This is a genomic window from Methylopila sp. 73B, from assembly GCF_000526315.1.
Taxonomy (GTDB): domain Bacteria; phylum Pseudomonadota; class Alphaproteobacteria; order Rhizobiales; family Methylopilaceae; genus Methylopila.
In genome coordinates this window covers 155031-167295 of the sequence record NZ_JAFV01000001.1, presented here as the reverse complement: position 1 = coordinate 167295, position 12265 = coordinate 155031, and the positions used below count along the sequence as shown (strand labels likewise).

Below are 12265 nucleotides of genomic sequence, written 5' to 3'. Positions count from 1 at the left end.
CGGCCCGGGGGGGCCGGGCCTTGTTTCGCGCGCCTTCGGATGCGAGGGCCTCGCGAGACGTCGCTGATTGGGGTGAAGCGAAGATGGATGCCGTCAAGTTCACGATGTCCCGCCAGGAGGCGGACCTGGCGATCCAAGCGCTCGACGTCTATGCGACGACGCTGATGTGCGCGCCGCTTGGGCTCGGCATGGATCTGCTGGTCTCGGTCCGCGATCTCCGCGCAAGGCTGGAAGAGACAGTGGCGCAGGACGACGTCGTCCGCGACGCCGCGGGCGCTCAGGACGGCAACGTGCTGCGCTTCGCGCGCGGCTGAGCCCTAACGCGACGGTTACGCTCAGTTTTTTTGCCGTCTTCGCGATGCAGCAATCGCCATCGCGCGGCGTGCGTGTTTGACTGCGGCTCCCAGCGTCGTCACCGACGCGCCATCTGAGGGAGCCCGATCATGGACGACGTCGCCAGCCCGGCCACGAACGAGATCGCCCGACCGAAGCGCGAAGCCGCGGCGGCGGGCGCGCCCGAAGGCGGCGTCGACGCCGCCAAGCTGCGCAAGGAGATCCTGGCGGAGCTGACCTATTCGGTCGGTCGCTCGCCCGAGACCGCGAGCCCGCGCGACTGGTTCGTGGCGACCGCTTACGCCGTGCGGGACCGGATCGTCGACCGCTGGGTCGTCGACCACGCGTCCAAGGAGAAGAAGCCCGAGAAGCGGGTGTACTACCTCTCGCTCGAGTTCCTGATCGGGCGGCTGCTGTTCGACGCGCTGAACAACCTCAACCTCACGGAGGCCGCGCGAGAGGCGCTCGCGGGGCTGGGCGTCGACCTCGACGTGATCCGCACCGCCGAGCCGGACGCGGCGCTGGGCAACGGCGGCCTCGGCCGTCTCGCCGCCTGCTTCATGGATTCGATGGCCTCGATCGGCGTGCCGGCCTTCGGCTACGGCATCCGCTACGACCACGGCCTGTTCCGCCAAGGCATGCGCGACGGCTGGCAGCAGGAGTATCCGGAAGACTGGCTCTCCTTCGGCAACCCCTGGGAGTTCGCCCACCCGGAGATCGACTACCCCATCGGCTTCGGCGGCTACGTCGAGCAGGTCTACGAGCAGGGCGCGGTGCGCCACGTCTGGCGGCCGGGCGAGGTCGTCGAGGCGGTCGCCTTCGACATCCCCGTCGTCGGCTGGCGCGGGCGTCATGTGAACACGCTGCGGCTGTGGTCCGCGCGCGCGGCCGACCCGCTGAAGCTCGACGCCTTCAACCGCGGGGACTACATCGGCGCGCTTGCAGACCGGGTGCGCGTCGAGTCCATCTCGAAGGTGCTCTACCCCTCCGACGAGACGCCGAACGGCCAGGAGCTCAGGCTGCGGCAGGAGTTCTTCTTCGCCTCCGCGTCGCTGCAGGACCTCATCCGCCGCCATCTCGAGGAGCACGGCGACCTCCGTTCGCTCCCCGACCACGTCGCCATCCAGCTCAACGACACCCATCCCGCGATCGCGGTCCCGGAACTGATGCGGATCCTGCTCGACCTGCACGGATTCGAATGGGCGGACGCCTGGAAGATCACCGTCGCTACCTTCTCCTACACCAACCACACCCTGCTGCCGGAGGCCCTCGAGAGCTGGCCGGTGCCGCTGATCGACCGGCTGCTGCCGCGGCACATGCAGATCATCTATCTGATCAACGCGCTGGAGCTCGAGGCCGCCAAGAAGAAGCGCGCCGCGGACGACGCGATGCTGGCCTCCATCTCCCTCATCGACGAGAACAATGGCCGACGCGTGCGCATGGGCCAGCTCGCCTTCGTCGGCTCGCACAAGATCAACGGCGTCTCGGCGCTACACACCGAGTTGATGAAGCAGACGGTGTTCCGCGACCTGCACGCGCTGCATCCCACGCGGATCGTCAACAAGACCAACGGCATCACCTTCCGCCGCTGGCTCAGCCAGGCCAATCCGGGGCTGACCTCGATCCTCATCGACGCCATCGGGCCGGGGCTGCTCGACGACCCGAACGAGCTGATGAAGCTCCTGCCGATGGCGGGAGACTCGGCGCTGCAGGAAAAGATTTCGGAGTCGAAGCGGGCCAACAAGGTCGCGCTCGCCAAGATCATCTCCGACCGGCTCGACGTCCACGTCGACCCGGACGCGCTGTTCGACGTCCAGATCAAGCGCATCCACGAGTACAAGCGCCAGCTGCTCAACATCCTGGAGACGGTCGCGATCTACAACGCGATGCGCGCCCAGCCGATGCGGGCCTGGATGCCGCGGGTGAAGATCTTCGCGGGCAAGGCGGCGGCGAGCTACCACCAGGCCAAGCTCACCATCAAGCTCGCGAACGACGTCGCGCGGGTGGTGAACCAGGACCCGACGGTGCGGGGCCTGCTGAAGGTCGCCTTCCTGCCAAACTACAACGTGAGCCTCGCCGAGGCGATCATCCCGGCGGCCGACCTCTCCGAGCAGATCTCGACCGCGGGCATGGAGGCCTCCGGCACCGGCAACATGAAGCTCGCGCTCAACGGCGCGCTCACCATCGGCACGCTCGACGGCGCCAACGTCGAGATCAAGGAGCGGGTCGGCGACGACAACATCTTCATCTTCGGCCTGACCGCCCAGGAGGTGGAGGCCCGCAAGCGGCGCGGCCACGACGCCCATGCGGCGGTCGAGAACTCCGCGGTGCTGCGCGAGGTGCTCGACGCGATCCGCAACGGCGTGTTCTCGCCCGGCGACCCCGCGCGCTACCGCGGCTTCATCGACGGCCTGCTGGACCACGACACCTTCCTGGTGACCGCTGATTTCGACGCCTACTTCGCCGCGCAGCGCAAGGTCTACAAGCTGTGGCGCGACCGCGACGCCTGGATGCGATCCAGCATCGCGAACACGGCCCAGGTGGGCTGGTTCTCGTCCGACAGGACGATAGGTGAATACGCCGAGGACATCTGGAACGTGCGCCCGTCGCTCGGCTGACGCGCGTTTCGGACATCCGACCCTTCAACGGCCGCCCGTCGCGCTGATCCGGCGCGGCGAGGACGGCCGACGCAACGACATACCCGGAGACACGCCCGCCATGCCGCCCAAATCGCCGCTCGGCCCGCCCTACGCTCGCGGAGCCATGGCCTATGTCCTCGCCGGCGGCCGGGGGTCCCGGCTGATGGAGCTGACCGACCGAAGGGCGAAGCCCGCGGTCTACTTCGGCGGGAAGACCCGCATCATCGACTTCGCGCTGTCGAACGCGCTGAACTCCGGCATCCGCCGCATCGGCGTCGCCACCCAGTACAAGGCGCATAGCCTGATCCGCCATCTGCAGCGCGGCTGGAACTTCTTCCGCACCGAGCGCAACGAAAGCTTCGACGTTCTGCCGGCGAGCCAGCGCGTGTCGGAAGAGGCCTGGTATCTCGGCACGGCGGACGCGGTCTATCAGAACATCGACATCATTGAAGACTACGCCCCGCGGCATATGGTGATCTTGGCGGGCGACCACATCTACAAGATGGACTACGAGCTCATGCTCGCCCAGCACGTCGAGAGCGGCGCCGATGTCACCGTGGGCTGCCTCGAGGTGGCGCGCGCGGAGGCCTCTGGCTTCGGCGTGATGCACGTCGACGCGACCGACCGCATCGTCGACTTCCTGGAGAAGCCGAAGGACCCGCCGGCGATGCCGGGCAAGCCGGACGTCGCCCTCGCCAGCATGGGCATCTACGTCTTCGACACGCCCTTCCTGTTCGACCTGCTGCGCAAGGACGCCGCGGACCCGAACTCCAGCCATGATTTCGGAAAGGACATCATTCCGCAGATCGTGAAGGGCGGCAAAGCCGTCGCCCACCACTTCTCGCGCTCCTGCGTGCGCTCCGCTACCGAACAGGAGCCCTACTGGCGCGACGTCGGCACGGTTGACGCCTATTTCGAGGCCAACATCGACCTCACGGACTTCGTGCCCGCGCTCGACCTCTACGACCACGAGTGGCCGATCTGGACCTTCTCCGAAATCACGCCTCCGGCGAAGTTCATCCACGACACCGAGGAGCGCCGCGGCCGCGCGGTCTCGTCACTGGTGTCGGGCGGCTGCATCGTCTCGGGCGCCGGTGTGCGGGAGTCGCTCCTGTTCACCGGCGTGCGCGCCAACTCTTTCTCGGAGATCGAGCGCGCCGTGGTGCTGCCCTACGTCGACATCGGACGGCATGCGCGCCTGAAGAACGTCGTCATCGACCGCGGCGTGAAGATCCCGGAGAAGCTCGTGGTGGGCGAGGACCCCGAGGCCGACGCCCAGCGCTTCCGCCGCACGAGCAAGGGCGTGTGCCTGATCACGCAGTCGATGATCGACCGGCTTTAGACGTAGCGGATCGACCCTCACGCGCATGGGCCGCGACTGCATCGTGGACGCCGGCGTGGACGAAGGCGCGAGAGCGGAGACGGCGCCGCGCGGTCTGCAAACGCGCTAGGATCGAAGTCGCCTTTACGCCCCCTCCCCTGAACCGCTTCGTGAGCCCTGATGACCGCCGTTCTCGCCGTCGCGTCGGAAGCCTTTCCGCTGATCAAGACCGGTGGTCTCGCCGACGTCGTGGGCGCGCTGCCCGCGGCGCTCGCGCGGCAGGGCGTCGCCGTGCGCACGCTGGTGCCGGGCTATCCCGCCGTGATGGCGGCGCTCGACGACGGCGAAGCGTTCTTCCGCTTCGACGATCTCTTCGGCGGTCCTGCGACCCTGATCGCCGGCGAAGCGAAGGGGCTTGACGTCATCGCGATCGACGCGCCGCACCTCTACGCCCGTCCCGGCAACCCCTATGTCGGCCCGGACGGCCGGGACTGGCCCGACAACGCCTTCCGGTTCGCGGGCCTCAGCAAGGTCGCGGCGGAGATCGGGCGCGGCGCGGCTGGCCTGCCGGCGCCTGACGTCGTGCATCTGCACGACTGGCAGGCGGGGCTCGCGCCGGCCTATCTCGCCTATGGCGCCGGGCCGCGGCCGAAGACGGTGGCGACCATCCACAACATCGCCTTCCAGGGCTGGTTTCCGGCGACGCTGCTGGGCGCCCTCGGCCTGCCCGATCACGCCATGACGATCCACGGCGTGGAGTATTACGGCGGGATCGGCTTCCTCAAGGCCGCGCTGAAGTTCGCGGACCGCATCACGACGGTGTCCCCGACCTACGCGGCCGAAATCCTCGAGCCCGACGGCGGCGTCGGGCTCGAAGGACTGCTGAGCGACCGCGCGGCGGACGTCGTCGGAATCCTCAACGGCATCGACGTGGAGGTCTGGAACCCCGAGACCGACGTCGACCTGCCCGCGCCCTTCTCCGTCGGCGATCGCGGCGGTCGCGCCGCGAGCCGCGCCGCGGTGCTGGCGCGCTTCGGCCTGGCGCCGGCGGCCGGGCCGATCTTCGGCGTCATCAGCCGGCTGTCGAGCCAGAAGGGCCTCGACCTGCTGGCCGACGCGGTCCCTACCCTGCTCGATCTCGGTGGCGCGCTCGCGCTTGTGGGCTCCGGCGAGCCCGCGCTTGAAGCCCGGTTCCGGGATCTGGCCGCGCGGCACGCGGGACGCATCGGCGTCTTCATCGGCTACGACGAGCGGCTCGCCCATCTCGTGCAGGCGGGCTCCGACGCGATCCTGGTGCCGTCGCGGTTCGAACCTTGCGGGCTGACCCAGCTCTGCGCGCTGCGCTACGGCGCGCTGCCCGTCGTATCGCGCGTGGGCGGCCTCGCCGACACGGTGATCGACGCCAACCCGATGGCGCTGGCGGCGGGCGTCGCGACCGGCGTCCAGTTCAACCCGGTCAACCTGAGCGCGTTGGAGACGGCCTTGCGCCGCACGGCGCAGCTCTACGCCGACGGGCAGGCCTGGGCGCAGTGTCAGGCCAACGCCATGCGCGCCGACGTCTCGTGGGACGCCTCGGCCAAAGCCTACGCGGAGCTCTACGCCTCGCTCGCCCGCTAGTCCCCACTGTGGCGTCCGGGCGACATCGCACTGCGGAATCCGCGCGACGCTTCCAAGGTCGCTCTCCTGCTGACCGGTCAGCGCTCTATTCTTGCGTCCTGTCCGGCGGTGCGACCCGCACGCCGTGGGGGCGTCGGGGAACATGATGACGTTGCGTTGGGTTCGCTCTCAGGCCTTTTCGACGCTCGCCGTCTGTCTTGCGGCCGGCGCGCTTGCGGGGTGCGGCGGGGCCGCGGGGACGGGGGCGTCCTCCTCCGGCGGCTATGTCGCGGCGGCGATGGCCACGAGCTACCCCGACACGCTGCCGGTGCAGTACCGCCGGCAGCAGGTGACGAACCCGACAGGCGAGGCGCCAGGTACCATCGTCATCAACACCAGCGACAAGTTCCTCTACCTCGTGGAGCCGGACGGGAAGGCGATGCGCTACGGCGTCGGCGTCGGCCGCGAGGGGTTCGGCTGGACCGGCGAAGCCAAGGTCGGCGCCAAGCAGGAGTGGCCGGACTGGGTGCCGCCGGCGGAGATGCTGCAGCGCCGCCCGGAGCTGCCGCTGCGGATGGCCGGAGGGCCGGAGAATCCGCTCGGCGCGCGCGCGCTCTATCTCCACCGCGACGGGCGCGACACGCTGTTCCGCATCCACGGCACCAACGAGCCGAAGACCATCGGCCAGGCCATGTCGTCCGGCTGCATCCGCATGGTCAATTTCGACGTCGAGGACCTGTACCAGCGGGTGCCGCTCGGCGCGAAGGTCGTGGTGCGGTAGGCGCTCGGCGTTCACACGAGCGCGGGCGTTTCCAACGGGGACCGATCGCGCTTTAGCGCGCCAACGCCTGACGCACGACTGCGGCGACGTCGAGATGCGCCGGCAGGTCGGTGTTGGTGTGGTGCCAGGCGCGCGGCGCGACGATGCCGGCCGGGACGCCGGGCCGCGAGTTGAGCCGGCCGAACCAGTCCCATTCGCCCATGACGTCGACAACGTTCTGGAACGCCGGCGGCAGGGCGACGCGCGCGCTGATGGTGACGACCTTGGCCGCGGCGGCGAGCCGCCGGAGGCGCGCCTCGTCCTTGCGGCGGAGCGCGTTGAGCGCCTCCGAGATCACCAGATTGCCCTTGGAGTGCCCGACCAGGAGGTCGAAGGCGATGTCCTTGCGCTCCAGCAGGGCGAGCACGGTCTGGGTGTCGAGGCTTCGGCGGATCAGCACGTCCTCGGCCCCGGAGCCGCCGGGCTCGCGCGGGGCCGCCGGGCGGCTCGCGGTGTCGAACGCCTCGAACATGCCCCGGAGGCCGCTCAGCCCGCCGAACCAGAAAAACCCGCCAAAGGCCTCCGTCGCGAGGTCGGCGAGCCCGTAGCCCGAGACCACCGCCGCTACCGGCGCGCCGACCGCCGCCGCGACGTTGCGAGCGAAGGCGGCGGAGCCCAGCGCGCAGCTTCCGACGCCCGCGACGGTCAACGTGGTGACGCCCTTGCCGCCGGACCGGATAAAATGCTCGGGTCCCGGGCACAGCGTGATGTCGCCGGCGCCCGGCGGCGGCACGATCAGGATCGCGCCCTCGCCGGCGATCCCCGGGCTGATCGCCTGCGCCTCGGCTTCGCTCACCACCTTGATGTCGTAGAACAGAGCGTCGAGCACCGCGTTCCGTTGCTGTACGCCCTCCAGAATGGCGGTGCGCACCGGCGCGGCGCCTGCGCGCTCGGGCAACGACGCGGCGCGCGCCAGTTGCGCGGCGTGCAGGATGTCGGTCGTGATTTTCACGGCGGCCCCGGGGGTGGCGTCGGTATCGCAGTGCAGCATGTCGCAGAAGCGCCCGGGGCGCAATTGCGCCATAATCCTTTACGCAACCGCGCCGTCCACGAGATCCGACGACTGCCGCTCGAACAGCCGGCGGTAGACCCCGTCCGGCCGCGCCACCAGCGCCGCGTGGTCGCCCTGCTCCACCACCCGCCCGCGCTCGAACACCAGGATGCGGTCCATCGCGCGCACGGTGGACAGGCGGTGCGCGACCACGATCGTGGTGCGGCCGATCATCAGCCGTTCGATCGCCTCCTGGATCGCGGCCTCCGACTCGGAGTCGAGGCTCGAGGTGGCCTCGTCGAGGATCAGCACCGGCGCGTCCGCGAGGAAGGCGCGCGCGAGCGCGATGCGTTGCCGCTCGCCGCCGGAGAGCTTCACGCCGCGCTCGCCGACCAGGGTGGCGTAGCCCTTCGGCAAGCGGGCGATGAAGCCGTCGGCGTTGGCGAGCGCCGCCGCGCGCTCGATCTCCGCCAGGCTCGCGCTCGGCCGGGCGTAGGCGATGTTCTCGGCCAGCGACCGGTGGAACAGCACCGGCTCCTGCGGGACGATCGCGATCTGCGCGCGAAGCGAGGTCTGGGTGGCGCGCGTCACGTCCTGGCCGTCGATCGTCACCCGGCCTCCGGTCGCGTCGTAGAGGCGCTGCACCAGCTTGACGAAGGTGGTTTTGCCCGAGCCCGACCGCCCCACGAGACCGACGCGCTCGCCCCCGCGGATCACCACCGAGAAGTCGCGGTAGAGCGGCGTGTCGTGGCCGGCGTAGTGGAAGTCGACGGTCTCGAACGCGATGCGCCCGTCGCCGATGACGATGGGCCGGGCGTCCGGGAGGTCCTCGACGCCGATCGGGACGTCGTGCAGTTCGACAAGCTCCTGCAGGTCGTTGACCGACCGTTGAAGGTCGGCGACGTGCATGCCGACGTCCCGCAGATAGCCGTGGATGACCGCGAACATGGTGAGCACGAAAGCGGCGTCGCCGGCGCTCGCCTGGCCGCTCCACCACAGCCACAAGGCGACGCCGAGCGTCGCGGCGCGCAGGGCCATCAGGATGAGGTTCTGCAGCACGCCGTTCCAGGTGCCGCGCCGCCAGGTGCGGGTGGTGCGCCGGCTCCACTTCTCCATCACTTGGGCGAGACGGCCCTCCTCCCGGGCCTCCGCGCCGAAGGCCTTGACGACGCCGTTGCAGGTGACGGCGTCGGCCAGCACGCCGCCGAGCCGAGTGTCCCAGGCGTTGGACAGGCGGGCGGCCGGCGCGACCCACAGCAGCGAGATCGCGACCGTCGTCGCCACATAGGCGACCGCGCCGAGGAAGGTGACGAGCCCCATCAGCGGCCAGTGCGCGGCGAGGACCGCGGTCGCGCCCACCAGCACGAGCAACGAGGGCGTCAGCGCAATCAGCACGAGATCGTCGAACTGGTCGACCGCCCAGATGCCGCGGGTGATCTTGCGCACGGTCGAGCCCGCGAAGTTGTTCGCGTGCCAGTCCGTCGACAGCCGCTGCACCCGCGCGAAGGCCTCGGCCGCGGCGTCCTTCATGATGATCTGGGTCATCGGGATCACGGTCATGAAGGCGACGCAGCGTGCGAGCGCGATCGCGCCGGAGAGGGCGACGATCGCGACGAAGGCCCACAGCGCGCCCGGCAGGGCCGCGTCGCGGTCGGCGGACGCGAATGCGTCCACCAGTTGGCCGGCGAACACGGGGATCGCGACGTCGGCGAGGGTCGCCGCGGCCATGGCGCCCGCGACCAGCGCGACCCGTGCGGGCTGGCGCGCCCAATGGCTGAAGACGAAGCGGACGACCTTCGCGAAGGGCGCCTCGCGAAGCGAAGTGCGGGGATGGGACATGATGGCTTCCAGCCGCGCCAAGGCGACGGCCGGCTCCAGATAGGGCGACGCGAAGCGCGGTCGCGGGTCGCACGACGACCCCGCGGACGCGTCGGCGCGCGGAACGAAGGATTAACGACGACGGAGAACTGTCGGCGGACGCGGGCGGCGGACCGCGCGCGGGTCGGGCCTAGCGGCGGCGCGACCGGCCGGAGGACATGGATGCGATGATCGCTGTCATGCAGGCTCCTCCGTTCTGGCGGCCAAATTCCGAGCCCACCCATGTACCCGGTGGCGATTCGGCCGCAAGGGGCCCCATCGAGACGCCCCAAGCCGTGTGGCCGAAAGGCCGCACATATAAAAACGCCGCCGACCTTTTCGGTCGACGGCGCTTCAGCGGAACTACAAAGGAGCCTTGACGGCCTCAGTGCAGCGTAAGCTGCGGACCAGTCAACTTGATCATCTCGTCCTTGATGCGGAGTTTTTTGCGCTTCAGCGCAGAAACCTTGACCTCATCCATATTCGGATGGGTCAGCTCGAGTTCGATTTCACGCTCGATAGCGCGATGCTTCTTCTCAAGCTGGACCAGATGCGACTCGATGGACATTAAGAACGTCTCCCTCGTCTGGTTTGACGTCATCAGCATGTCACGAGACTTTTCGTCTGTCGAACGGTCAGAAGGGCTGTCTGGCCATCACAGATGCGCGACCCGTCGCGCGCCCTTGCCGCCCGCGAGGGCCGCGGCGATACTCCGCCGCGCATGAGCGTGGCGTCGAGGCGGACAGGATGACATGGCGAGACGGGACGACGAGGAGCGGGCCGAGGAACAGGCGGCCCGGGAGGAACTCGCCCGCCTCCGCGAAGAGCATCGCGACCTCGATACCGCGATCGAGGCGCTGGAGCGCGTCGGCGCGGGCGATCGGCTGCAGATCCAGCGCCTCAAGAAGCGCAAGCTCGGCCTGAAGGACCGCATGTCCTTCCTGCACGATCAGTTGACCCCGGACATCATCGCCTGACGGCGCGCTTGCGCGCGTCCCGGCCGGCGCCTATCGTCGCCGTTCCTCCCACTGTCCCGGAGCCTTTGAGATGGTCGCGGAACGCCGCGCCGAGCCCGCGCCTGTCGCGATCGTCATGGGCAGCCAGTCCGACTGGACGACCCTTGTCCACACCGCCAACACTCTGACCCAGCTCGGCGTCGCCCACGTCGCGCGGATCGTCTCGGCGCATCGCACGCCCGACCGGCTCGTCGCCTTCGCCAAGGCGGCGCGCGAGGATGGCTTCAAGGTCGTGATCGCCGGCGCCGGCGGCGCGGCCCACCTGCCCGGCATGGTGGCCTCCATGACGCCGCTGCCGGTGTTCGGCGTGCCGGTCCAGTCGCACACGCTGTCCGGCCTCGACAGCCTGCTGTCGATCGTCCAGATGCCGGCCGGCGTCCCCGTCGGAACGGTGGCGATCGGCCGGGCCGGCGCGATCAACGCGGCCCTGCTCGCCGTCTCCGTGCTCGCGCTCAACGATCCCGAACTCGCGCAGCGGCTCGACGCCTGGCGCGCCGCCCAGACGGACAACGTCGCAGAGATCCCCGTCGGAGAAAGCTGACCATGACGAGCGCGCCCCTCAGCCCCGGCGGAACGATCGGCATCCTCGGCGGCGGACAGCTCGGGCGCATGATCGCGCTCGCCGCGGCCCCGCTCGGCCTCAAGGTCCACGTCTACGCGCCCGATCCGCAAAGCCCGGCGTTCGACGTCGCGGCCGAGCGCACGATCGCGGCCTATGACGACGAGACCGCGCTCGCGCTGTTCGCGGAGAGCGTCGACGTCGTCACCTACGAGTTCGAGAACGTACCGGCCGAGACCGCCCGGCTCGTCTCCGCCCACCGCCCGCTGTTTCCGGACGCCCACGCCCTGGCGACGACCCAGGACCGCCTGAGCGAGAAGAGCTTCCTGCGCGACCTCGGCCTGCCGACGCCGGCCTTCGCGGCGGTCGACGACCGCGCGAGCCTCGCGGCGGCGGTCGGCGCGATCAGCCGACCGGCGGTGCTGAAGACGCGTCGCTTCGGCTACGACGGCAAGGGCCAGGTGCTGGTGCGCGAGGGGCTCGGCCTCGACGCCGCGCTCGGCATGATGAACGGCCAGCCCGCGATCCTCGAGGCCTTCGTGCCGTTCCGCGCCGAGGTCTCGGTGGTCGCCGCGCGCGGCCGCGACGGCGGCTTCGCCGCCTACGACGTGGTCGAGAACCGCCACGAGAACCACATCCTGCGCACCTCGCACGTGCCGGCCGCGATCAAGCCGGAGACGGCGGCCGCGGCGGTCGCGATCGCCCGCAAGATCGCCAACGCCTTCGCCTATGTCGGCGTGTTCGCGGTCGAGATGTTCCTGGTCGATGGCCCGACCGGCGAGAGGGTGGTCGTCAACGAGATCGCCCCCCGCGTGCACAACTCAGGCCACTGGACGATCGAGGGCGCCGAGACCAGCCAGTTCGAGCAGCACGTGCGCGCCATCGCGGGCTGGCCGCTGGGCTCGACCCGCACCCGCGGCGCGGTGGTCATGACGAACCTGCTCGGCGCGGAGGCGAACGGCTGGCGCGAGTTGCTCGCCGAGCCCGGCGCGGCCGTGCATCTCTACGGCAAGGGCGAGCCCAAGCCCGGCCGCAAGATGGGCCACGTCACCCGCGTCACGTGAGGCCGTCGACACCTCGCGCGCGTAGGGACTGCGCCCGCATGGACAAGGGCCAAGCCCTCTGCTAAGCAT

Annotated in this window: 11 protein-coding genes; 8 read left to right on the top strand and 3 right to left on the bottom strand. The window is 69.9% G+C overall.

Annotated elements, in window-relative coordinates; translation table 11 throughout:
- Positions 1 to 83 precede the first annotated feature (83 nt).
- The 5 genes from K244_RS0100810 to K244_RS21185 all read left to right on the top strand — a co-directional run bounded on the left by K244_RS0100810 (position 84) and on the right by K244_RS21185 (position 6670).
- Positions 84 to 314, top strand: coding sequence for a hypothetical protein (locus tag K244_RS0100810; RefSeq protein WP_020184336.1), 231 nt, complete (start codon positions 84 to 86; stop codon positions 312 to 314).
- A gap of 129 nt (positions 315 to 443) precedes the next feature.
- Positions 444 to 2951, top strand: a complete 2508-nt coding sequence (locus K244_RS0100805) for a glycogen/starch/alpha-glucan phosphorylase (RefSeq protein ID WP_020184335.1) — start codon at positions 444 to 446, stop codon at positions 2949 to 2951.
- Between the two features lie 100 nt (positions 2952 to 3051).
- Positions 3052 to 4314, top strand: a complete 1263-nt coding sequence (gene glgC / locus K244_RS0100800; protein WP_020184334.1) for a glucose-1-phosphate adenylyltransferase — start codon at positions 3052 to 3054, stop codon at positions 4312 to 4314.
- Positions 4315 to 4473: 159 nt separating this feature from the next.
- Entirely contained in the window at positions 4474 to 5910 is a 1437-nt protein-coding gene (gene glgA / locus K244_RS0100790; RefSeq protein ID WP_020184333.1) for a glycogen synthase GlgA, read from the top strand.
- A gap of 142 nt (positions 5911 to 6052) precedes the next feature.
- Positions 6053 to 6670, top strand: a complete 618-nt coding sequence (locus K244_RS21185) for a L,D-transpeptidase (RefSeq protein WP_346430341.1) — start codon at positions 6053 to 6055, stop codon at positions 6668 to 6670.
- 52 nt (positions 6671 to 6722) lie between these two features.
- Here the strand turns inward: K244_RS21185 and K244_RS0100780 are convergent, their stop codons facing one another.
- From K244_RS0100780 to K244_RS0100770, 3 genes are all read right to left on the bottom strand, one after another.
- On the bottom strand, positions 6723 to 7700 hold the full coding sequence (locus tag K244_RS0100780) for a hypothetical protein (protein WP_155931478.1): 978 nt from the start codon (positions 7698 to 7700) through the stop codon (positions 6723 to 6725).
- A gap of 39 nt (positions 7701 to 7739) precedes the next feature.
- Positions 7740 to 9539, bottom strand: a complete 1800-nt coding sequence (locus K244_RS0100775; RefSeq protein ID WP_024816233.1) for an ABC transporter ATP-binding protein — start codon at positions 9537 to 9539, stop codon at positions 7740 to 7742.
- Positions 9540 to 9942: 403 nt separating this feature from the next.
- On the bottom strand, positions 9943 to 10125 hold the full coding sequence (locus K244_RS0100770) for a DUF465 domain-containing protein (RefSeq protein WP_024816232.1): 183 nt from the start codon (positions 10123 to 10125) through the stop codon (positions 9943 to 9945).
- A 184-nt stretch (positions 10126 to 10309) separates the two neighbouring features.
- On the opposite strand from K244_RS0100770, the gene K244_RS0100765 reads away from it, so the two are divergent.
- From K244_RS0100765 to K244_RS0100755, 3 genes are all read left to right on the top strand, one after another.
- Positions 10310 to 10534, top strand: coding sequence for a DUF465 domain-containing protein (locus K244_RS0100765; protein WP_020184328.1), 225 nt, complete (start codon positions 10310 to 10312; stop codon positions 10532 to 10534).
- A gap of 70 nt (positions 10535 to 10604) precedes the next feature.
- The gene (purE, locus tag K244_RS0100760; protein ID WP_020184327.1) at positions 10605 to 11114 is read left to right on the top strand and encodes a 5-(carboxyamino)imidazole ribonucleotide mutase; all 510 of its coding nucleotides are present in this window, start codon (positions 10605 to 10607) and stop codon (positions 11112 to 11114) included.
- 2 nt (positions 11115 to 11116) lie between these two features.
- On the top strand, positions 11117 to 12196 hold the full coding sequence (locus K244_RS0100755) for a 5-(carboxyamino)imidazole ribonucleotide synthase (RefSeq protein ID WP_020184326.1): 1080 nt from the start codon (positions 11117 to 11119) through the stop codon (positions 12194 to 12196).
- Positions 12197 to 12265: the final 69 nt, after the last annotated feature.

Bases quoted from the DNA above. Each gene is read 5' to 3' on its own strand.
- K244_RS0100810 (WP_020184336.1), top strand. From the start codon at position 84: ATGGATGCCGTCAAGTTCACGATGTCCCGCCAGGAGGCGGACCTGGCG.
- K244_RS0100805 (WP_020184335.1), top strand. From the start codon at position 444: ATGGACGACGTCGCCAGCCCGGCCACGAACGAGATCGCCCGACCGAAG.
- glgC (WP_020184334.1), top strand. From the start codon at position 3,052: ATGCCGCCCAAATCGCCGCTCGGCCCGCCCTACGCTCGCGGAGCCATG.
- glgA (WP_020184333.1), top strand. From the start codon at position 4,474: ATGACCGCCGTTCTCGCCGTCGCGTCGGAAGCCTTTCCGCTGATCAAG.
- K244_RS21185 (WP_346430341.1), top strand. From the start codon at position 6,053: ATGATGACGTTGCGTTGGGTTCGCTCTCAGGCCTTTTCGACGCTCGCC.
- K244_RS0100780 (WP_155931478.1), bottom strand. From the start codon at position 7,700: ATGCTGCACTGCGATACCGACGCCACCCCCGGGGCCGCCGTGAAAATC.
- K244_RS0100775 (WP_024816233.1), bottom strand. From the start codon at position 9,539: ATGTCCCATCCCCGCACTTCGCTTCGCGAGGCGCCCTTCGCGAAGGTC.
- K244_RS0100770 (WP_024816232.1), bottom strand. From the start codon at position 10,125: ATGTCCATCGAGTCGCATCTGGTCCAGCTTGAGAAGAAGCATCGCGCT.
- K244_RS0100765 (WP_020184328.1), top strand. From the start codon at position 10,310: ATGGCGAGACGGGACGACGAGGAGCGGGCCGAGGAACAGGCGGCCCGG.
- purE (WP_020184327.1), top strand. From the start codon at position 10,605: ATGGTCGCGGAACGCCGCGCCGAGCCCGCGCCTGTCGCGATCGTCATG.
- K244_RS0100755 (WP_020184326.1), top strand. From the start codon at position 11,117: ATGACGAGCGCGCCCCTCAGCCCCGGCGGAACGATCGGCATCCTCGGC.